General features: G+C 71.9%; 18 protein-coding genes and 1 riboswitch. Of the genes, 6 read left to right on the forward strand and 12 right to left on the reverse strand.

Annotated elements, in window-relative coordinates; genetic code table 11:
* Window positions 1-36: 36 nt before the first annotated feature.
* Window positions 37-107, forward strand: a riboswitch (guanidine-III (ykkC-III) riboswitch).
* 60 nt (window positions 108-167) lie between these two features.
* Window positions 168-482 (forward strand): multidrug efflux SMR transporter, encoded by a 315-nt coding sequence (locus ACIA47_RS22540; protein WP_112586602.1) that lies wholly within the window; start codon window positions 168-170, stop codon window positions 480-482.
* An 82-nt stretch (window positions 483-564) separates the two neighbouring features.
* Window positions 565-810: a hypothetical protein gene (locus ACIA47_RS22545; protein WP_112586600.1), complete on the forward strand. Its 246-nt coding sequence runs from the start codon at window positions 565-567 to the stop codon at window positions 808-810.
* Window positions 811-878: 68 nt separating this feature from the next.
* Here ACIA47_RS22545 and ACIA47_RS22550 read toward each other — a convergent pair whose 3' ends face one another.
* A complete protein-coding gene (locus ACIA47_RS22550; RefSeq protein WP_396710389.1) occupies window positions 879-3,338 on the reverse strand; it encodes a DNA translocase FtsK 4TM domain-containing protein in 2,460 nt (819 codons plus the stop codon).
* A gap of 113 nt (window positions 3,339-3,451) precedes the next feature.
* Here ACIA47_RS22550 and ACIA47_RS22555 point away from each other — a divergent pair, with 113 nt between their 5' ends.
* Both ACIA47_RS22555 and ACIA47_RS22560 read left to right on the forward strand, forming a co-directional pair.
* Window positions 3,452-3,931: a YbjN domain-containing protein gene (locus ACIA47_RS22555; RefSeq protein ID WP_124854121.1), complete on the forward strand. Its 480-nt coding sequence runs from the start codon at window positions 3,452-3,454 to the stop codon at window positions 3,929-3,931.
* Window positions 3,932-4,017: 86 nt separating this feature from the next.
* Complete coding sequence (locus ACIA47_RS22560; RefSeq protein ID WP_396710504.1) at window positions 4,018-5,577, forward strand: YbjN domain-containing protein; 1,560 nt, start codon at window positions 4,018-4,020, stop codon at window positions 5,575-5,577.
* Between the two features lie 62 nt (window positions 5,578-5,639).
* On the opposite strand, the gene ACIA47_RS22565 is transcribed toward ACIA47_RS22560, so the two are convergent.
* The 5 genes from ACIA47_RS22565 to ACIA47_RS22585 form a co-directional block, all read right to left on the reverse strand.
* Window positions 5,640-7,328, reverse strand: coding sequence for a ribonuclease J (locus tag ACIA47_RS22565; protein WP_396710392.1), 1,689 nt, complete (start codon window positions 7,326-7,328; stop codon window positions 5,640-5,642).
* A gap of 52 nt (window positions 7,329-7,380) precedes the next feature.
* A complete protein-coding gene (gene dapA, locus ACIA47_RS22570; protein WP_396710394.1) occupies window positions 7,381-8,307 on the reverse strand; it encodes a 4-hydroxy-tetrahydrodipicolinate synthase in 927 nt (308 codons plus the stop codon).
* 47 nt (window positions 8,308-8,354) lie between these two features.
* Window positions 8,355-9,095: an FAD-dependent thymidylate synthase gene (gene thyX, locus ACIA47_RS22575; RefSeq protein ID WP_396710506.1), complete on the reverse strand. Its 741-nt coding sequence runs from the start codon at window positions 9,093-9,095 to the stop codon at window positions 8,355-8,357.
* Between the two features lie 884 nt (window positions 9,096-9,979).
* The gene (locus tag ACIA47_RS22580) at window positions 9,980-10,651 is read right to left on the reverse strand and encodes a DUF2752 domain-containing protein (RefSeq protein WP_396710396.1); all 672 of its coding nucleotides are present in this window, start codon (window positions 10,649-10,651) and stop codon (window positions 9,980-9,982) included.
* Window positions 10,652-10,655: 4 nt separating this feature from the next.
* Window positions 10,656-11,885 carry a winged helix-turn-helix domain-containing protein gene (locus ACIA47_RS22585; protein ID WP_396710398.1) on the reverse strand — a complete coding sequence of 410 codons (1,230 nt, stop codon included), beginning with the start codon at window positions 11,883-11,885 and terminating at the stop codon, window positions 10,656-10,658.
* Window positions 11,886-11,964: 79 nt separating this feature from the next.
* Between ACIA47_RS22585 and ACIA47_RS22590 the strand changes: the two genes are divergently transcribed.
* Entirely contained in the window at window positions 11,965-12,516 is a 552-nt protein-coding gene (locus tag ACIA47_RS22590) for a GNAT family N-acetyltransferase (protein ID WP_396710400.1), read from the forward strand.
* Here ACIA47_RS22590 and ACIA47_RS22595 read toward each other — a convergent pair.
* Window positions 12,415-13,689 (reverse strand): glycosyltransferase 87 family protein, encoded by a 1,275-nt coding sequence (locus ACIA47_RS22595; protein WP_396710402.1) that lies wholly within the window; start codon window positions 13,687-13,689, stop codon window positions 12,415-12,417. The genes ACIA47_RS22590 and ACIA47_RS22595 overlap by 102 nt on opposite strands.
* 35 nt (window positions 13,690-13,724) lie before the next feature.
* Between ACIA47_RS22595 and ACIA47_RS22600 the strand changes: the two genes are divergently transcribed.
* On the forward strand, window positions 13,725-14,306 hold the full coding sequence (locus ACIA47_RS22600; protein ID WP_396710404.1) for a GNAT family N-acetyltransferase: 582 nt from the start codon (window positions 13,725-13,727) through the stop codon (window positions 14,304-14,306).
* Between the two features lie 26 nt (window positions 14,307-14,332).
* Here ACIA47_RS22600 and ACIA47_RS22605 read toward each other — a convergent pair whose 3' ends face one another.
* The 5 genes from ACIA47_RS22605 to ACIA47_RS22625 all read right to left on the reverse strand — a co-directional run bounded on the left by ACIA47_RS22605 (window position 14,333) and on the right by ACIA47_RS22625 (window position 20,108).
* On the reverse strand, window positions 14,333-14,524 hold the full coding sequence (locus ACIA47_RS22605) for a hypothetical protein (protein WP_396710406.1): 192 nt from the start codon (window positions 14,522-14,524) through the stop codon (window positions 14,333-14,335).
* A 282-nt stretch (window positions 14,525-14,806) separates the two neighbouring features.
* On the reverse strand, window positions 14,807-15,277 hold the full coding sequence (locus ACIA47_RS22610; protein WP_396710408.1) for a GNAT family N-acetyltransferase: 471 nt from the start codon (window positions 15,275-15,277) through the stop codon (window positions 14,807-14,809).
* A gap of 119 nt (window positions 15,278-15,396) precedes the next feature.
* Window positions 15,397-16,164 (reverse strand): 4-hydroxy-tetrahydrodipicolinate reductase, encoded by a 768-nt coding sequence (gene dapB, locus ACIA47_RS22615; RefSeq protein WP_396710410.1) that lies wholly within the window; start codon window positions 16,162-16,164, stop codon window positions 15,397-15,399.
* A gap of 108 nt (window positions 16,165-16,272) precedes the next feature.
* The gene (locus ACIA47_RS22620) at window positions 16,273-17,670 is read right to left on the reverse strand and encodes a M16 family metallopeptidase (protein WP_396710412.1); all 1,398 of its coding nucleotides are present in this window, start codon (window positions 17,668-17,670) and stop codon (window positions 16,273-16,275) included.
* Between the two features lie 47 nt (window positions 17,671-17,717).
* Complete coding sequence (locus tag ACIA47_RS22625; RefSeq protein WP_396710414.1) at window positions 17,718-20,108, reverse strand: polyribonucleotide nucleotidyltransferase; 2,391 nt, start codon at window positions 20,106-20,108, stop codon at window positions 17,718-17,720.
* Window positions 20,109-20,296: the final 188 nt, after the last annotated feature.

Genomic DNA, 20,296 nt, shown 5'->3' on the forward strand with positions numbered 1-20,296 from the left:
ACCGCCCCGCCACCGGGGCCGGTGCTAGCGTCGACACCGGCGGCCGGATGCTCGTGGCCGCTCCGGACGAGTGGTGGGCGTACCCGGTCAGGCCAAGACGCCCCGCGTGACGTGCAGACTCGACTCGTCCCGGCGCGGCAGCGCGGGCGCTTCCGGTGAGGTGAACGATGGCCTGGCTCGTACTGGTGATCTCGGGACTGTTGGAGACGGCCTGGGCGATCGCCCTGGACCGCAGCGCCGGTTTCAGCCGGCTGGTCCCGTCCGTGGTGTTCGTGGTGACCCTGCTGCTGAGCATGGCCGGGCTGTCGTACGCGCTCCGGGACATCCCCGTCGGCACCGGCTACGCGGTCTGGGTCGGCATCGGCGCGGTCGGCACAGCGCTGGTCGGGATGCTGGCGCTCGGCGAGTCCGCGAGCCTGCCCCGAATCCTCTGCCTCCTGCTGGTGGTCGCCGGCGTGATCGGTCTCAAGATCTTCCACTGAGACGCGCCGTCGGCAGGCGTGGCCGGCGCCCACAGTGGGTAGTGATCGATTCGTCACGACAGGCTCTCACCCGGAGGAAGACATGGCCGACATGCCGAGCACCGCCCGTCCCCGCAGCAACGCCGCCCGCATCCTCACCATCGTGGGCTTCGTCTTCGCGGTCCTGGCCCTGCTGCTCAACCCGATCATCTTCGGCGTGCTCGGCGTCATCGCGGGCGTCGTCGGCGCGGTGCTCGGTGACAAGCCGCTGGGTTGGTACGCCGCCGTGGCCAGCGTCGTCGCCGCGATCATCAGCTTGGTGATCATCGGCGCGCTGATCAACAACTGAGCACTCCCCCACGTCGCGGGCCCGCCGGATTCCGGCGGGCCCGTCGTGCGTCCGGGGTCGACTGTCGGTCAGTCCACGTCGCCGCGCAGGCCGACCAGGACCTCGTCCAGCTCGTCCGGCTTGACCAGCACGTCGCGCGCCTTCGACCCCTCGGACGGCCCGACCACCCCCCGGGTCTCCATCAGGTCCATCAGGCGGCCCGCCTTGGCGAAACCGACCCGCAGCTTGCGTTGCAGCATCGAGGTCGAGCCGAACTGCGAGGTGACCACCAGCTCCACCGCCTGCACCAGCAGGTCCAGGTCGTCGCCGATGTCCTCGTCGATCTTCTTCTTGTTCTCCTGTGCCGGGGCCAGCACGTCCTTGCGGAACTCCGGCTCACGCTGGTCCTTGCAGAACTTCACCACGTCGGCGATCTCGCGCTCGGTGACCCAGGCGCCCTGGATCCGGACCGGCTTGGAGGCGCCCATCGGCAGGAAGAGCCCGTCACCACGGCCGAGCAGCTTCTCCGCGCCCGGTTGGTCGAGGATCACCCGGGAGTCCGCGAGGGAGGAGGTGGCGAACGCCAGCCGGGACGGCACGTTCGCCTTGATCAGACCGGTCACCACGTCGACCGATGGACGCTGGGTGGCCAGCACCAGGTGAATGCCGGCGGCCCGGGCCAGCTGGGTGATCCGGACGACCGAGTCCTCCACGTCGCGCGGCGCGACCATCATCAGGTCTGCAAGCTCGTCCACGATCACCAACAGGTACGGGTACGGACGCATCTCGCGTTCGCTGCCCGGCGGAGCCGTGATCTCGCCGTTGCGGACCTTGCGGTTGAAGTCGTCGATGTGCCGGACCCCGTTGGCGGCGAGGTCGTCGTAGCGCATGTCCATCTCGCGGACCACCCAGTCCAGCGAGTCGGCCGCCTTCTTCGCGTTGGTCACGATCGGGGTGACCAGGTGGGGAATGCCCTCGTAGCCGGTCATCTCGACCCGCTTCGGGTCGATCAGCAGCAGCCGCACCTCGTCCGGGGTGGCCCGGGTGAGGATGGACACCAGCAGGGTGTTGAGACAGCTCGACTTGCCCGCGCCGGTGGCGCCGGCGATCAGGATGTGCGGCATCTTGGCGAGGTTGGCCACCACGTAGCCGCCCTCGATGTCCTTGCCGAGCGCCACCACCATCGGGTGGTGATCGCTGGTCGCCGCCCGCGAGCGCAGCACGTCGCCGAGGGCCACGTTCTCCGGGTCGGTGTTCGGGATCTCCACGCCGACGGCGCTCTTGCCCGGGATCGGACTGAGGATCCGTACGTCCGGTGACTTCACCGCGTACGCGATGTTGCGGGACAGTTGGGTGATCCGCTCGACCTTGACGCCGTGCCCCAGCTCCACCTCGTAGCGGGTGACGGTCGGGCCACGGGTGAAGCCGGTGACGGCGGCGTCCACATCGAACTGGTCGAACACGCCGGTCAGCGCGGCGATCACCTCGTCGTTGGCCTTGCTGCGGGTCTTCGCGGCGGCCCCGGCGCTGAGCATGTTGGCCGGCGGCAGGGTGTAGTCCCCGGACAGCCCGGTCAACGCGAGCTGCTCGGCCCGGGTCGGGGCGGGCGAGTGCTCCGGCGGCTCGACCGGCGGTTTGCGGCTCGCCGGCACCTTCGCCGGAGATTTGCGCGGCAGCACCATGGTTTCCTGGAGGTCCGCGCCGTCCAGATCCTCGAAGTCGTCCGGGTCCAGTGGTGCGGGCATCCGCTTCGCCGGTCGCTTGCGCGCCGGCTTGGCGGCCACCTCGTCCGCCTCCTCGTCCGCCTCCGGGGCGCCGACCAGCCCACCGGCGAGCAGGCCCAGCCGCTCCGGGATCTTGTTGATCGGCGTCGCGGTCACCACAAGCAGGCCGAAGAGCAGCAGCAGGATGAGCAGCGGCACCGCCACCCAGGCGGTCACCGCCCGCTCCAGCAGGCCGCCGACACCCGCGCCGACCAGGCCGCCGGCGAAGTCACGTTGCAGTGGGTTGGCCGGGTCCTGACCGATCTGGAGCAGCGCGGCGGTCGACACCAGCAGCGAACCCCAGCCGATCAACCCACGGCCCCGGTGCTCCGGATCGGCCGGCTGACGCATCAGCCGCCACGCCCCGATCATCAGCAGCACCGGTACGACCACCGAGATCGCGCCCAGGAACAGCCGGATCGTGTCGGCCAGCCGCGCGCCCACCGGCCCCGCTCCGGACAGCCACAGCGCTACGCCGCTGAGCAGGGCGAACCCGAACATGAGCAGCCCGGCACCGTCCCGGCGGTGCTCCGGGTCGAGGTCGCGGGCCGAGGCGGCCTGCCGGCCAGCGGCGCGCACCGCCCAGCCCATCCCGTGCGCCAGCCCCATCCACAGTGCACCGACCGCACGGCCGACGTAGACCGCCGGGCCGGGCCGCGGCGGCGTGGTGCGACGTCGGACCGGCGCCCGGGTGGTCTTCTTCGCCGGTTGACGGGCACGACTGTTGGTGCCACCGCGCGGCGACGCGCCGCGCCGCCGGCTCGCCTGAGAGGTACGGCCCGCCATAGAGTCACGGTAACGGTGGGGCCGGGCAGATCCCCGCTTTTCCGGGTCGTGTCCGCGCGTCGTAACACGAACCCCACCGCCGGCCGTGATATCCGCCTCAGAAGGGATGCCCCATGGCGTCGCCGGAAATCGAAGGCGATCCGGACGATCCGCTGGCCGGGCACCCTGGCGCACTGCGTCCGCTGACCGGCGAACTGGTCGCCGCGGTGCTCGCTGCCCGTGGCCGGTCCGTCGGTCCGACCCCGGACGGCGACCTGGTGGGCCACTTCGACGACAACCTGATCTGGTTCCTCCGCGTCGGCGGGGACGGTGAGCTGCTCCAGATCCGCACCATGGTCGATCCGACCTTCGGCATCGAACGGGTGCCCGACCTGTACGCGTTCTGCAACTCCTGGAACCACGACCGGCTCTGGCCCAAGGCGTTCGTCCACGTCGCCGACGACGGTCGGGCCCGGGTGTACGGAGAGGTGATCACCGACCTGGAACGCGGCGTGACCCCACACCAGCTCGACCAACTGCTCGACTGCGGCATCTCCACCGGCTGCCAGCTGGCCGTGGCGGTCCGTCGGCTGCCCGGTGCGGTGCCGTCGTGACCGGCCGGGACGAGTTCACCGGCAGCCGCACCGGCGCGCCACCCACCGGCTCCGGTGACCGCCTCGCGCGGGGCCGCGTACCGGCGCTGGAGGCCGCGCTCGCCGAAGCCCGGGACCTCCCCGACGGCCCGGCCCGGCAGGTGGCCCTGGAACGGCTCGCCGAGCGCGCCGACGCGGCCGGCGACGTCCGGTCCGGAATGGACGCGCGGTTCGCGTTGATCGAGGCGTATCTGCTGCACGGGGAGCGGTGGCGTCTGGTCGAGCCGGTCCGGCGCTGCCGGGCCGCCGCCGACCACCGACCCGACCTGCTCGACGAAACGGAGACCGGGCTGCTGCTGCGCTACCAGCGGTACGCGGTGGAGGCGCTGCTCGGCACCCCGCGGGTCGGGCTGGACCAGACCCGGTCGCTGCTGCACGACCTGGCCCACCGCGTCGGCACGGACGGTCCGGACACACCGACCGTCGCGGAGCTGCACTGCCGGATCGCCGATCACCTGGGCGACGAGCCCACCGCCCGGCACTGGTACGAGCGGTGGTCCGGGAAACGGCCGGGCCCGGCCGGCGGCTGCCCGGGCTGCACCTCGGCCCGGCGTGCCGAACTGCTGGCCGGCTGGGGCGAGTGGCATGCCGCGGTCAACGAACTCGGGAAGACCGACGGCGACCCGCAGTCCTGCACCGACCAGCCCGAGCGGGATCTGGTCGCCGGTCTACTGCCGGCACTGCGCACCGGCGAGCCGGCGCGGGCGGCGACGGCGCACGTGCGGGCGTACCGCCGGCACCGGCGGGAGCGCGCGGCGTTCCCGCACCTCGCCGCGCACCTGCGGTTCTGCGCGCTGGGCGGGCACCTGGAGCGCGGGCTGGCCGTTCTGGCCGAGCAGCTGCCCCGGTTGGACCGGCCGACCGACGACCTCGCCGCCATGGAGTTCGCCGCCGCCGGGGCATTGGTCTGCGGGCTGGCCGTGGAGGCCGGGCTGGGCGGGCGGACGATGCCCCGGCCGGCGTACGGCGAGCGGACGGCCACCGAGTTGGACGTCGCCACGCTCGGGGCGCTGCTGCTCGGGGTGGCCAACGAGTTGGCCGGCAGCTTCGACGCGCGCAACGGCACCGGGCACCACTCCGGACGGATGGCCGCCTGGCTGGCCGAGCGCCCCCTTGCGGCGCCGGTTCCGCTGCCCACCGACGACGAACCTCACGAGCCCGACGCCGGCCGGGCCGACGCCCAGGCCGAGCTGGGCGAACGCGAGTTGTCCGCGCTCTCCCTCGGCATGATCACCGGGATCCTGGACGGGCGCGGCGACCGGTACCTGGTGGACGAGGGCGAGACCGTGGTCGGCCACTGGGAGGGGGCGGTGATCCAGTTCCGGCGGGCTGGTGAGCGCGGCGAGGTGCTGCACGCCCGCGCCATGGCCAACCGCCGGCTGCCGGCGGCCCGCCGCGCCGAGGCGTACGCCTTCTGCAACGCGTGGAACCACGACCGGCTGCTGCCCAAGGCGTACGCGCACGACCTCGGCGACGAGTTGGTGCTGGCCGGCGACGTGGCCACCGACCTGGCGCACGGGGTAGCCCCGGCGCAGCTACGGGTCCTCATGGACGCCGCCATCGCCACCGGAATCGCGTACGCCGAGGCCGTCGCCGCGCTGCCCTGACTCCCGGGTACGGCGGACGCCGGCCCACCCCGTTCAGGTGGACCGGCGTCAGCGGGAGTTGCTCAGACCTCGACGACGGTGGGCACGATCATCGGCCGACGACGGTACTTGTCGTTGACCCACCGCCCCACTGTCCGCCGGACGATCTGCTGAAGCTGGTGCGGGTCGGTGATGCCGTCCGCCGCGGCCCGGTTGAGCGCCTCGGTGACCAGCGGCACCACCGGGTTGAACGCCTCCGGGTCCTCGGAGAAGCCCTTCGCGGAGAGCGTCGGGCCGGCGACCACCTTGCCGGTGACCGAGTCGACGACCACTGTGGTGGCGATGAAACCGCCGTCACCGAGGATCCGCCGTTCGGTGAGCAGCGACTCGCTGACGTCACCGACGGCGAGGCCGTCCACGTAGACGTACCGGCTCTTCACGTGCCCGACCAGGCTGGCGCGGCCCTCGACCAGGTCGACCACGTCGCCGTCCTCGCAGAGCACCACCCGGTCGGCGGCGACCCCGGATTCGATGCCGAGCCGGGCGTGGGCGCGCAGGTGACGCCACTCGCCGTGCACGGGCATCAGGTTGCTGGGCCGGACCACGTTGAGCAGGTAGAGCAGTTCCCCGGCGGGGGCGTGCCCGGAGACGTGCACCTTGGCCACGTCCTTGTGCACGACCACAGCGCCGGCCCGGGCGAGCCGGTTGATCACGCGGTAGACCGAGGTCTCGTTGCCGGGCACCAGTGAGGAGGCCAGCACGACGGTGTCACCGGGGGCGATGGTGATGTGCCGGTGGTCGCCGCTGGCCATCCGGCCAAGCGCGCTCATCGGCTCACCCTGGGAACCGGTGGACATCAGCACGATCTGGTCCGGAGGCAGTGTGGTCGCTTCGTCGATCCCGATGACCAGGCCGGGCGGGATGTTGAGCAGGCCTAGGTCCCGGGCGATGCCCATGTTGCGGACCATGGACCGGCCGATCAGCGCGACCTTGCGGCCGTGCTCCGCGGCGGAGTCGAAGACCTGCTGCACGCGGTGCACGTGCGAGGCGAACGAGGCCACGATGATCCGGCCCTTGGCCTTCGCGAAGATCGAGTCGAGCACCGGCCCGATCTCCCGCTCCGGGGTGACGAAGCCGGGGACCTCCGCGTTGGTGGAGTCGGACAGCATCAGGTCGACGCCCTCGGCGCCGAGCCGGGCGAAGCCGGCCAGGTCGGTGATCCGGCCGTCCAGCGGCAGCTGGTCCATCTTGAAGTCGCCGGTGTGCAGCACCAGGCCGGCGGGGGTGCGGATGGCCACCGCGAGGGCGTCCGGGATCGAGTGGTTGACAGCGAAGAACTCACACTCGAACGGGCCGAGCCGCTCGCGGCCGCCCTCCCGCACGGTCAACGTGTACGGCTGGATCCGCCGCTCGGCCAACTTCGCCTCGACCAGGGCGAGGGTGAACTGTGAGCCGACCAGCGGGATGTCGGGCTTGTGGGCGAGCAGGTACGGCACCGCGCCGATGTGGTCCTCGTGACCGTGGGTCAGCACGATCGCCTGGACATCGGCCAGCCGGTCCAGGATCGGACCGAAGTCGGGAAGGATCAGATCCACACCCGGCTGCTCGACGTCGGGGAAGAGGACCCCGCAGTCGACGATCAGCAACTTGCCGTCGTACTCGAAGACGGTCATGTTCCGACCGATGGCGCCGAGCCCGCCGAGCGGGATGATCCGCAGGCCACCTTCCGGCAGCGGCGGGGGCAGTTCCGCCTCGATGTGCGCCTCGGTCACTCGTCCACCTCATTCTGCGACGCCGTTACTCGACGTCCATCGTGTCGTTCGTTCATTCGGGCAGCTCCAGGCCCGCTGCCGCGAAGTCCGCGCGCAGCTGGGCGATCTCGTCGTCGGTGGCGTCCACCAGCGGGGGCCGCACCGGGCCGGCCGGCAGGCCCAGCGACGCCAGGCCCGCCTTCACCAGGATGGTGCCCTGGGTACGGAAGATGCCGGTGAACAGCGGCAGCAACCGCCGGTGCAGGGCCAGCGCGGTCGGCATGTCCCCCGCGTCGTACGCCTCGATCATCTGTACGGTCAGCGCCCCGGTGAAATGCGTCGAGGTGCCAACCAGACCCACGCTGCCGACGGCCAGCGCCGGCAGGGTGAGGGCGTCCTCGCCGCTGTAGAAGGCGAGGGCGGTCCGGCTGGTGACCCAGCTGGTGGCGGTCAGGTCGCCCTTGGCGTCCTTGACCGCGACGATCCGGCCGTGTTCGGCGAGCCGGACCAACGTCTCGGTGTCGATCGGCACGCCCGAGCGGTGCGGGATGTCGTACAGCATCACCGGCAGCCCGGTGGCGTCGGCCACCGCGGTGAAGTGGCGCAGCAACCCGCTCTGCGGCGGCTTGTTGTAGTACGGGGTGACCACCAGCAGGCCGTGCGCACCCGCCTTCTCGGCGGCGGCGGCCAGCTCGATGGTGTGCCGGGTGTCGTTGGTGCCGACGCCCGCGACCACCTTGGCGCGGTCACCGACGGCCTCCACCACGGCCCGGATCAGCTGCTCCTTCTCCGCTTCGGTGGTGGTCGGCGACTCGCCGGTGGTGCCATTGACCACCAGTGCGTCGTTGCCCTGCTCGTCGACCAGGTGGCTCGCCAGCCGGGCGGCGCCGTCGAGATCGAGGGAACCGTCGGGGGTGAACGGGCTCACCATGGCGGTGAGCAGCCGACCGAAGGGGCGGGACGCCGGTCGGGCCGCGGCGTCGAGGTGGTCGTGCGTCATACCCTCCAACCTAGCGGACGACCAGCCGGGGCCCGCCGGGGAAGGGCTCAGGACGCCTCGTGCGGGCTGGCCGCCACTTCGGTGCCGTCCGGCAGCGTGGTGATCACGAAGTCGGCGAACACGTTCGGGGCGACGCCCTGGAGCTGGCGAAGGCACTCCACGGCCAGCTCACGGATCTCCACGTCGGCGTGCTCGGTGGCCCGCATGGCGATGAAGTGCCTCCAGGCCCGGTAGTTGCCGGAGACCACGATCCGGGTCTCGGTGGCGTTGGGCAGCACCGAGCGGGCCGCCTGTCGGGCCTGCTTGCGGCGCAGCGTCGGGTTGGGCTCGTCGGAGAAGCGCTGCTCGAGGCCCTCCAGCAACTCGGTGTACGCCCGAACGCTCGCCTCGGCGGCTTCCACGAACTTCTTGTGCAGCTCCGGGTCGTCGGCGATGACGGCCGGCTCGACCATGGCCGCGTCCCGCTCGGGGACGTAGCGCTGCGAGAGCTGGGAGTACGAGAAGTGCCGGTGCCGGATCAGCTCGTGGGTGAAGGAGCGGGACACCCCGGTGAAGTAGAAGGTGACCGACCCGTGCTCCAGCACGCTCAGGTGGCCCACTTCGAGGATGTGCGCCAGGTAGCCGGCGTTGGTGGCGGTCGCCGGGTTCGGCTTCTTCCACGACTGGTAGCAGGCCCGACCGGCGAACTCGGCGAGCGCCTGGCCGCCCTCCGCGTCGGTCGACCACGGCACGTCGTCCGGGGCCGCGAATTGGGTCCACGCGATCAACTTGACCTGGGGCTGCACCATGTCCGGCATTCCTGGGACTTTAGTGGTGGGGTGCCGCCCGGCCCAACTCAGGCGCGCCCCGTGCAATGTCGATCACTCAGACAGCGCCGGACCCGCCGACGCCCAACGGCGTTGGCCTGGTCTGAGGTCCGGGTCCGGGCGAGGTCCGGGTCCGGGCGAGGTCCGGGTCCGGGCGAGGTCCGGGTCCGGGCGAGGTCCGGGTCCGGGCGAGGTCCGGGTCCCGGTCCGGCATCCTCATTCAGGCCGGGCAGACAGGTCCATCGGCGTCCTCTGGAGCTGAATCGTTGGCGACATCAGCTTCGGCGGGTGGGCCACCCGAGCCGACGACCAGGGCCCGAGCGCCGCTCAGGCGCCGACGCGACCCGAACGAGCCGAGCGGTCCAAAGGACCCGGACGGCCCGAGCCCGAGCGGCCCGAGCGGCTCCGCAGCAGCTTCCGCTCGCAAGATCGCGCAACACCATGGCTGTAGTGGCATCCGTCGCGCCCGAACCCACTACATCCAGGATCGAGCGCGATCCTGGGGCGAAATGCGCCGTCCGCCGTCCGCCGGACGCGAGTGTGCGGCTGCCCACCGGATGATCGACTCGGGTTCCTGAAAGTCGGGGTATCCAGGTCGGGTGGATGGCCCGCTTTCCTGGATGTCGAGTCGATCATGGGTGGTGGGCGCCGGAGTCGGCCCCTGATCTCGTAAACGGATCAGCTTCGAAGGACGCCAAACAGCGCACGCCGGCCGAGCCCCGTATCCGCGCATCGGCGGTGGCGCGTGGCCGGCGCGGCGGCGGTGCGGCGGTGCGGCGGCGGCGCGCCAGACAACGGCGCGGTCAGACGGGGGCGCGGTCAGACGGCGGCGCGGTAAGACGGGGGCGCGGCGGGCGGCGGCGCGGTCAGACGTAGAGCGAGGTGAACGGCGCCCAGGGCAGGTTGCGTAGCACCGAGAAGGCCAGCCACGCGGCCAGGAAACCGCCGATGACCTTCGAGCTGATCCGCAGCTCGGGCAGTCGCCAACCGAACGCCTGGTTCCCCGCCCAGGCCACGAAGAGGTACGCGAGGAATGGCAGCGCGAAGACGAACAGGAAGTGGTGCCGGGCGGCGGCCGGGAGGTCGCCGTGCAGCACGTACCAGAGCGCGCGGGTGCCACCGCAGCCCGGGCAGTCCAGCCCGGTGGTCAACTTGAGCAGACAGGTGGGCGCGGCGTCCGGGTCGGCGTAGGTCGGGTTGCTGAGCAGCGCGTAGCTCATACCGACGGCGACGCAGCCGACTGCGGCCAGCGGCACCGCCCAGCGCGGGGAACGTTCGTAGAGCCGCAGCACGAACCGGGTGAGCCGGTCCGGCTCAGGCGCCGGGTAGCCACCCGGTGGGGTCGTCGGCCAACCCTCCGGAGCCGAGCCGCCCGGACCGAAGCCGGCCGGACCCGAGCCGCCGGGACCGAAGCCGGCGGGACCCGCGGCGTTTCCGGAATTGAAGCCACCGGGATTCGTGTCACCGTCGGCCGGCGCCGTGTGCACCGCGCCGGGGGCGGGGTGTGGCTGGTCGACCGGTCCGGGAGCGCTCGTCACGCGCTCACGGTACACCGGACACGCCGGCCAACGCGGCGGTGAGCGGACCGGCCAGATCGCCGGCCGCCGGCGGGGCTACCGCGTCCAGGCCGAGCCAGCCGGCGAGGCGGTACAGCTCGGCGGCGAGCGCGACGGCGGTCTCCCCCGGGTCGGCGCCGGGTTCGAGCCAGGCGGCCGGCACCAGCAGCACCCCGGCCTTCCGATCGGCCTTCAGATCGACCCGGGCGGTGAACCGGTCGCCCTGCAGGAACGGCAACACGTAGTACCCGTAGACCCGCTGTGGAGCCGGGACGTAGATCTCGATCCGGTAGCTGAAGTCGAACAGTCGCTCGGTGCGGGCACGTTCCCAGATCAGCGGATCGAAGGGGCTGACCAGTGTGTTGCCCCGCACCCAGCGGGGCAGCCGGGCGGACGTGTGCAGCCAGGCCGGCTGCCGCCAGCCCGCCACGGTGACCGGCACCAGCTCACCGGCCTCGGCCAGCTCCGCGACGGCCTGCCGGGCGCCGGCCAGCGGCAACCGGAAGTAGTCGCGCAGCTCCGGCTCGGCGGCCACCCCGAGGGACCGCGCCGCGAGGGCAACCAGCGTCCGGTACGCCTCGGCGTCGGTCGGGGTGGGCGCGGCCAGCACCGCCGAGGGCAGCACCCGCTCGGGCAGGTCGTAGCGGCGGGCGAAGGAGGTGCTGCGTTCGGCGGCGGCCACCTCCCCGGCCCAGAACAGGAACTCCAACGCCCGCTTGACCGCCGACCAGTTCCAACCCCAGTTGCCGGTCTCCCGGGGCGCGTCGTGCTCAATCTCGGCGGCGGTCAGCGGCCCCCGGGCGGCCACCTCGTCCCGGACCCAGGCGACCAGCTCCGGCTGCTCCTGGGCGATCCGCCGCATGCCGCCCCAGGATTCGCTGTGCGCCCGGGCCATCCGCCAGCGCAGCATCGGGTGCAGCTCGACCGGGACCAGCGACGCCTCATGGCCCCAGTATTCGAACAACTCCCGGGGGCGCCGGTAGGCGGCCTGGTCGAGCAACGTGGTCGGGTAGGGCCCGAGCCGGCTGTAGAGCGGCAGGTAGTGCGCGCGTTGCAGCACGTTGACCGAGTCCATCTGGATCAGCCCGACCCGGCCCAGCACCCGACGGAGGTGCCGGCGGGTGGGCACGCCCGTCGGCGCCGGGTCGGCGAAGCCCTGGGCGGCGAGCGCCACGCGGCGGGCCTGGGCGAGCGAGAGTGATTCCGGTGCGGTCATCGTCGGCGACCTTAATTCATCGGTACGACGCCGGTGCGGGAAGCTGGACGCGACGACCAACGAGGCATAGAACGGTGCAATGCTGACCATCCGTCGGGAGGAGCCGGACGACGCCGAGGCTGTCGCCCGGGTACACGTGCACGGCTGGCAGGCCGGCTACGCCGGCTTCATGCCGGACGAGGTGCTGCGGCGGCTGAACGTGGCGGCGTGGGCACAGCGCCGTCGCGACATCGGCACCGCCGACCCCGAGCACCCGTTCACCACGGTGCTCGGCGAGGTGGACGGGTTGGTCGTCGGTTTCACGACGTTCGGGCCGTACCGCCGCGACCAGGACCGCGACGACCTGGACCCGGCGGTCGGCGAGGTGGTGGCGCTCTACGTGGAGCCGGCCTGCTGGGGTGACGGGACCGCCACCGCGCTCTTGGCCGCCGCCCAGGCCGGGCTGAACGAGCGGGGCTGGACCGACTATCGGCTGTGGGTGCTGGCGGACAACCGGCGGGCCCGGCGGTTCTGCGAGCGGGCCGGCCTGTCACCGGACGGTGAGCGGTCGACCTACCAGGTGCCGCTGGCCGGTGGAGGCCCGCCGGTCGGGCTGGTCGAGCTGCGGTACGCCGGACGCCTCGACCACTGACCCGTTCGGAGTCAGCCACCGGCGGATCGGCAGGAAGGCCAGCAGCGCCAGACTGACCCAGACGTAGGCGTTGCTGCCCAGGAAGCCGTCGACGCCGCTGAAGTCCTTCTCCCAGAGCCAGACGGTCCGGCTGATCAGCAGCGCGTACCCGATGGTCGCGGCGACCAGCAGGACCTGCCGTCGGCGGCCGGCCGGCGCGGCCATCGCGTTGTCGACCAGCAGGATCAACGCGGGCAGCAGCCAGACCAGGTGGTGCACCCAGGTGACCGGGCTGACCAGGCACATCACCGCGCCGGTCAGCGCCAGGCCGGTCGCCTCGTCGCCGGCCGCGACCGCGGCCCGGGAGCGCCATGCCCAGAGCGCCAGGGTGCCGAGCACCAGCAGCAGCCACAGCAGGGTGCTCGGGTGCTCCGGGTCGAGCCGGGCGACCACCCCGCGCAGCGACTGGTTGGAGACGAAGGCCAGTTCGCCCACCCGCCCGGTGTTCCACAGCGCCTCGGTCCAGAACTCCCGGGACGCGTCGGGAAAGAGCGCGGCGGCCAGCAGCGAAACCCCGGCGGCCGTGCCGCTGGCGGTGAGCGCCGCCCGCCACCGCCCGGTCACCAGCAGGTAGACGATGAACACGCCAGGGGTCAGTTTGATCGCCGTGGCGAGGCCGATGCCCACCCCGGCCCACCGGTTGCCGGCCGACAACAGCCGCAGCAGGTCCACCGCCACCAGGAAGAGCAGCAGCGTGTTGACCTGGCCGAAGTTGACCGTCTCCCGCATCGGTTCGAACGCGGCGACCAGGCAGAGCGCCACGGGGAGGGCGAACCACCGGGTCCAGCCGGCGCGGCGGGCGATCGGGTCGACCAGCCACCAGATCAGCACCGCGGTGGTGGCCACGCTGGCGAGCACGCTCACCACGATCGCGGCCGTCCACGGCAGGTACGCCATCGGCAGCATGACCAGCGCGGCGAACGGCGGATAGGTGAAGCCGTACTGGGTGCCCGGCTTGAGGTAGTCGTAGATCTCCCCGCCGTCGTGCACCCACCAGGTCAACGCGCCGTAGTAGACCTTCAGGTCGAAGAACCCGTGCCGGACGGCCGCGACGGCGAGGAACCCGGTGACCGCCGCGGCGAGCACCACCACCCCGACGACCTGCGCGGTCGTCCTGTTGGCACCCTGCGCCACTGTCGTCTCCCTCGCCCTGCGTAGGCTTCCGTCCCATGGCTCTCGGGTACGTCCGCCCGGCGCGTCCCGAGGACGCCGGCGAGATCGCACGCATCCAGCTCGCGACCTGGCGGGTCGCGTACCGCCGGATCCTGCCTCGGCATGTGCTCGACAACCTGGACGAGGCGTTCCTCGCCCGGCGGTGGAGCGCCGCGGTGCTGGAGCCGCCCTCCGGCGCGCACCGGGTGCTGGTCGCCGTCGAACAGGCCGAGCAATCGTATCTGGTGGGGTTCGCCGCCTCCGGCCCGGCCGACGGCGAGGCGTTGGCCCCGGGTGAGCCGGCCGACGCGCTCGGCCCGGACGTGGCGGCGGTGACCGACCTGCTGGTGGAGCCGCGGTGGGGCCGGCGGGGGCACGGTAGTCGGCTGCTCGCGGCCACCGTCGACCTGTGGCGCGAGGACGGGATGAGTCGGGCGGTGGCGTGGGCGTTCGACGGTGACGAGGCGACCCGCAAGTTTCTGACCAGCACCGGGTGGGAGCCCGACGGCGCGGCCCGGGCGTTGGACGTCGACGACATGCTGGTGCCTCAGGTGCGCCTACACGTGGCCGTACCGGCCGAGCAGGTAGCGGCCGAATGAACCGGTGTGGCGGCCACGCCGGGCCGTCAGCCCTTGTCCGAGCCGTCGTTCGCGTCGCGGACGAAGTACCGCTGGAACACCACGAAGATGATCGCTACCGGGATGGCGACCGGCAGCGCGGCGCCGAGCTTGGGCGGGTACTGGGTGCCCTTGCCGAGCGAGCCGCTGAACCCCGGCGAGCGAGTCCGGGCTTCCGAGTGGCCGACACCCCGGCGCACGTCACGGTCGAGAGCACCGGCAAAGCCACCGTCACCGCCCTCCCCACCCCACTGATCCCAACCCCAACCCCAACCCCGTCCCTCCCCCGCTGAACCCCCGCCCTCGCCCGTCGATCATGGACTCGTGGTGGGCGACAGCTCCGCATGCGCCCTTTATACGAGGCACCACAACTCCATGATCGACGCGGGTCAGACCCAACAGCCCGGCGATCTTGCAGTTTCGGTTGTTGAGATGCGGGAGATGCGCTTTATGTCGCGACAGAAAGTGCAAGATCGCGGGGTTCACGGGGTTCGTTCGGCGATCAGCTCGTCGTCGTCCATGGCACCTGTGGGGTGGAAGCCCAGGGAGGTGTAGAGGGCTGCGGCTTTGGTGTTGTCGGGGTGGTACGAAAGGCGGACCGGGGGGTTGCCGTCTCGGGCCGCCAGCCAGGGGGCCAGCGTCTGCACGGTGGCCCGGCCGACGCCCTGGGTCTGCTCGGCAGCGTCGATCAGCATTCCGCCGATCCAGTGCGAGCCGTCGTCGTCCACGCCCCACATGACGTGGCCGACGACGGTCTCGTCGGCGTACACCGCGAGCGAGTTCCACACCTCGGAGCGCATGCTGAGCAGCAGATAGCGCGCGCCCAGCGCGGCCACGAACCGGCGCTGGTCGTCACGCGGGGCGACGTCGGCCACCGCCCGCCAGTTGTCGTCGTCGACCGGCCGGAGCGTGACTCGCCGCCCGGCCCGGTCCAGGTGTCCCGCATCGATCATCCGGCGGATGCTACCCGGCCCGCGCCCGTAGATCTTGGACACTTTCCGTCAGCCGGAACGGAAACCTGCGCTGGGCAGCGTTGTGGGCCTGGTCGGAGGGCGGACGCGGGAGAAAGGGGTCAGTCGAGCAGGGCGTCCAGGCCGACGGTGAGGCCGGGGCGGTTGCGCACCGCGCGGACGGCCAGCAGCACACCTGGCATGAACGACACCCGGTCGTACGAGTCGTGCCGGATGGTCAACGTCTCGCCGGTGCCGCCGAACAGCACCTCCTGGTGGGCGACCAGGCCGGTGGCGCGCACCGCGTGGACGCGTACCCCGTCGATCTCGGCGCCGCGCGCACCCGGCACCTCGTCCTTGGTGGCGTCCGGGACCGGGCCGAGGCCGGCCTCCGCGCGGGCCCGGGCGATCTGCCGGGCGGTGTGGGTGGCGGTGCCGCTCGGAGCGTCCAGCTTGCGCGGGTGGTGCTGCTCGATGATCTCGACGGACTCGAAGTGCCGGGCGGCCCGCGCGGCGAACTGCATCATCAGCACCGCGCCGATGCCGAAGTTCGGGGCGATGACCACGCCCACCTCGGGCTTGTCGGCCAGCCAGCCGCGCACCTGCTCCAGCCGCTGCTCGGTGAAGCCGGTCGTGCCGACCACCGCGCTGATGCCCTGCTCGATGCACCACTGAAGGTTGTCCATGACGACGTCCGGCGTGGTGAAGTCGACGACCACCTCGGCAGTGGAGACGGCGGAGCGGCTGTCGCCCTGGTCGACCGCCGCGGTCAGGGCGAGATCGTCGGCGGCGTCGACCGCCTTGCAGACCTCGATGCCCATCCGGCCGCGCGCACCAAACACGCCGACCCGCAGCTGCTGGGCCGGGGTCTTTCCCCGCTCGTCAGTCACGGGGCACAACCTATCCCAATCGGGACGGGCGCTTCCGGCCGGATCCGCTCTGCTCCACCGGCCGGGACGCCCGACCGGGGTGCCTCGACCGGGCCGGGGCGGCAGACCTCAGACCGCGAAGTCGCCGGCGCCGAACGGGCCCACCACGGCCAGCGACATGGGCCGACTGAGCAACTCGGCGGCGAGGACGTTCACGTCCTCCACGGTGACCTCGTCGACCCGGCGGAGCAGCTCGTCGACCGGCATCAGGTCGCCGTAGAGCAGCTCACCCTTGGCCAGCCGGCTCATCCGCGAACCGGTGTCCTCCAGGCCGAGCACGAACGAGCCCTTGCTCATCCCCTTGCCCCGGGCCACCTCGGCCTCGGTCAACCCGTCGGCGGCCACCCGGGCCAGCTCGGCGCGGGTCAGGGCCAGCACCTCGTCCACCTTGCCCGGCGCGCAGCCGGCGTAGACGGCGAACAGGCCGGTGTCGGCGTACTGGCTGGCGTAGGAGTAGACGGAGTACGCGAGGCCGCGCTGCTCGCGGATCTCCTGGAACAGGCGGCTTGACATGCCGCCGCCGAGCACGTTGTTGAGCACCCCGAGGGCGAACCGCCGATCGTCGAGCCGGTCGATGCCGGGGCAGCCGAGGATGACGTGTGCCTGCTCGGTCTCCTTCGGCTCCACCAGCGTGGTCGCCGGCTTGGTGCGTACCGCCGGGGTCGCCGCGCGGTGCGGCGCCGGGCTGGCCGGGTCGCTGTCCAGCGGGGTGCCGCGCACGGCCTGACGGACCAGCTTGACCACCGCGGCGTGGTCGAGGTTGCCGGCGGCGGCGATGACGATCCTCGGCGCGGTGTAGCGACCCCGGTAGAAGCTCTGGATCTGCCGCCGGGTCATCGGGGTGACGGTCTCCGCGGTGCCGGAGATCAGCCGGCCCAGCGGGTGATCGCCGTAGACGGCCTGGACGAAGAGGTCGTGCACCTCGTCACCCGGCTCGTCGTCGTGCATGGCGATCTCCTCCAGGATCACGCCACGCTCGGTCTCGACGTCGGCCGGCTCCAACAGCGAGTCGGCGACCAGATCACACATCACGTCGATCGCCAGCGGCAGGTCCTCGTCCAGCACGCGGGCGTAGTAGCAGGTGTATTCCTTCGTGGTGAAGGCGTTGGTCTCGCCACCCACCGCCTCGATCTGCGAGGAGATCTCCAGTGCGGTGCGCTTGTGCGTGCCCTTGAAGAGCAGGTGCTCGAGGAAGTGCGCGGCACCGGCCTGAGGGCCGGTCTCGTCACGCGAGCCGACCGCCACCCAGATGCCGAACGAGACGCTGCGCATCGCCGGAATCGCCTCGGTGAGGACGCGCAGGCCGCTGGGCAGCACGGTACGTCGTACCGTGCCGCCCAGCGGGTCGTCGCTGAGCGTCCGGGTCACCGCGCGGGCGGTGCCGCCGGAGCGGCCCGCCCCGGCGTCCCGAGACGGAGCCACCCCCCGTCGATCCGGTGGAAACGGCGCGCTGATGGCCCGACTCACGACTTGCTCCCGGTTCGACGAGGGGTGGGTGATGCGTGGTACGACGGTCAGCTGTGCCGGGTCCGACGGCGCGGACGCTCGCCGCCCTCGCCACCCTCGCCGCCGCCGCCGTTGCCGCCCTCGCCGCCGCGCTCCGGGCCACGCCCGCCACGGTCGCCGCCACGCTCACGGTCGCCGCGGTCACGCGGAGCCCGGTCGCCCCGGTCCCGACCAGCCGGCCGGTCGCCAGCGGCGGCCTCACCGGCGGCCGGAGCCTCGGTGCCCTCCGGGCGGACCTTGTCGAGGTAGATCTTGCCGCGGGCGTCGATGTCCGCGATTTCGACCTCGACCCGGTCACCGACGTTGAGGAAGTCCTCAACACGCTCGACGCGCTTGCCGTCGCCCACCTTGGAGATGTGCAGCAGGCCGTCACGGCCCGGCAGGAGCGAGATGAACGCGCCGAACGCGGCGGTCTTGACCACCGTGCCGAGGAACCGCTCGCCCTGCTTCGGCAGCGTCGGGTTGGCGATGCCGTTGATCCGGTCGACGGCCGCCTGGGCCGACGGGCCGTTGGTGGCGCCGACGTAGATCGTGCCGTCGTCCTCGATGGAGATCTCGGCGCCGGTCTCGTCCTGGATCGCGTTGATGGTCTGCCCCTTCGGGCCGATCACCATGCCGATCTTGTCCACCGGGATCTTGACGGTGGTGACCCGCGGCGCGTAGTCGGACATCTCGGCCGGAGCCTCGATCGCCGCCTTCATGACCCCGAGGATGACCTGCCGGGCCTCGTTCGCCTGCTGCAACGCGGAGGCCAGCACGTCCGACGGGATGCCGTTGAGCTTGGTGTCGAGCTGAAGCGCGGTGACGAACTCCGGCGTGCCGGCGACCTTGAAGTCCATGTCACCGAACGCGTCCTCGGCACCGAGGATGTCGGTCAGCGTCACGTACTGGGTCTTGCCGTCCACCTCGTCGGAGATGAGCCCCATCGCGATGCCGGCGACCGGCGCCTTCAGCGGGACACCCGCGGAGAGCAGACCCAGGGTCGAGGCGCAGACCGAACCCATCGAGGTGGAGCCGTTGGAGCCGAGCGCCTCCGACACCTGCCGGATGGCGTACGGGAACTCCTCGCGCGACGGCAGCACCGGGATCAGCGCGCGCTCGGCGAGGGCGCCGTGGCCGATCTCGCGACGCTTCGGCGAGCCGACCCGGCCGGTCTCACCGGTCGAGTACGGCGGGAAGTTGTAGTTGTGCATGTAGCGCTTGCGGTTCTCGGGGGACAGCGTGTCCACCATCTGCTCCATCCGGAGCATGTTCAGCGTGGTGACGCCCAGGATCTGGGTCTCGCCCCGCTCGAACAGCGCCGAACCGTGCACCCGGGGCAGCACGCCGACCTCGGCGGTCAGCGCCCGGATGTCGCGCGGGCCACGCCCGTCCATGCGGACCTGCTCGCGCAGCACGCGGTTGCGCACCTCGGACTTGGTCAGCGACCGGAAGGCAGCGCTGAGCTCCTTCTCGCGACCCTCGAACCGTGCGCCCAGCTCCTCGGCGACCCGGGCCTTCACCCGGTCCAGGGCCTCCTCGCGGTCGGCCTTGCCGGCGATGGTGATCGCCTCGGCCACGTCGGCGCGGGCCAGCTCGGAGACGGCGTCGTACACGTCGTCCTGGTAGTCCAGGAAGACCGGGAACTCGGTGACCGGCTTGGCGGCGACCTCGGCCAGCTCGCTCTGCGCGCGGCACAGCTCACGGATCGCCGGCTTCGCGGCCTCCAGGCCGCTGGCGACGACCTCCTCGGTCGGGGCGGTGGCACCGGCCGAGATGAGGGCGACCGCGTTCGGGGTGGCCTCGGCCTCGACCATCATGATCGCGACGTCGCCGTCCTCGAGCGTGCGGCCGGCCACGACCATGTCGAAGGTGGCGCGAGCCAGCTCCTCCAGGGTCGGGAAGGCGACCCACTGGCCGTCGATGTGGGCGACGCGGGTCGCACCGATCGGGCCGGAGAACGGCAGGCCGGAGAGCTTGGTCGACATCGAGGCAGCGTTGATCGCCACGACGTCGTACGGGTGCTGCGGGTCGAGCGCCAGGATGGTCTCGACGACCTGGACCTCGTTGCGCAGGCCCTTGACGAAGGACGGGCGCAGCGGCCGGTCGATCAGCCGGCAGGTGAGGATCGCGTCCTCGCTGGGCCGACCCTCACGGCGGAAGAACGAGCCGGGGATGCGGCCCGCGGCGTACATCCGCTCCTCGACGTCGACGGTCAGCGGGAAGAAGTCGAACTGCTCCTTCGGGTGCTTACCGGCGGTCGTGGCGGAGAGAACCACCGTCTCGCCCAGCTGGGCGATGACCGAACCGGCGGCCTGGCGAGCCAGCCGGCCGGTGGAGAAGGTGATCTCGCGGGTGCCGAAGGACCCGTTGTCGATCACGGCGGTGCGGGATTCGGTGCCGAGTTTGGTCTCGGTCATGTGCTGTCGTGCTCCTTCGCGTCGTGGGCCCACGACATCGGGGAGCTGCTCAGCCGGCCGGTCTTCGATCGAAGCGCCCGGGTGGCCGGCATGATGCCGGAGTTCCCGGGGGCCACTACCGGAGACCGGTACGCTGACCGGCTCCCTCTCGGGTGGTCGCGCGGCCCGTGTTTCTTCAGGTGGGACGC

The organism is Micromonospora sp. NPDC051227, assembly GCF_044455385.1.
Classification (GTDB): Bacteria; Actinomycetota; Actinomycetes; order Mycobacteriales; family Micromonosporaceae; genus Micromonospora.

Bases quoted from the DNA above. Each gene is read 5' to 3' on its own strand.
- ACIA47_RS22540 (WP_112586602.1), top strand. From the start codon at position 168: ATGGCCTGGCTCGTACTGGTGATCTCGGGACTGTTGGAGACGGCCTGG.
- ACIA47_RS22545 (WP_112586600.1), top strand. From the start codon at position 565: ATGGCCGACATGCCGAGCACCGCCCGTCCCCGCAGCAACGCCGCCCGC.
- ACIA47_RS22550 (WP_396710389.1), bottom strand. From the start codon at position 3,338: ATGGCGGGCCGTACCTCTCAGGCGAGCCGGCGGCGCGGCGCGTCGCCG.
- ACIA47_RS22555 (WP_124854121.1), top strand. From the start codon at position 3,452: ATGGCGTCGCCGGAAATCGAAGGCGATCCGGACGATCCGCTGGCCGGG.
- dapA (WP_396710394.1), bottom strand. From the start codon at position 8,307: ATGACGCACGACCACCTCGACGCCGCGGCCCGACCGGCGTCCCGCCCC.
- thyX (WP_396710506.1), bottom strand. From the start codon at position 9,095: ATGGTGCAGCCCCAGGTCAAGTTGATCGCGTGGACCCAATTCGCGGCC.
- ACIA47_RS22585 (WP_396710398.1), bottom strand. From the start codon at position 11,885: ATGACCGCACCGGAATCACTCTCGCTCGCCCAGGCCCGCCGCGTGGCG.
- ACIA47_RS22590 (WP_396710400.1), top strand. From the start codon at position 11,965: ATGCTGACCATCCGTCGGGAGGAGCCGGACGACGCCGAGGCTGTCGCC.
- ACIA47_RS22600 (WP_396710404.1), top strand. From the start codon at position 13,725: ATGGCTCTCGGGTACGTCCGCCCGGCGCGTCCCGAGGACGCCGGCGAG.
- ACIA47_RS22610 (WP_396710408.1), bottom strand. From the start codon at position 15,277: ATGATCGATGCGGGACACCTGGACCGGGCCGGGCGGCGAGTCACGCTC.
- ACIA47_RS22625 (WP_396710414.1), bottom strand. From the start codon at position 20,108: ATGACCGAGACCAAACTCGGCACCGAATCCCGCACCGCCGTGATCGAC.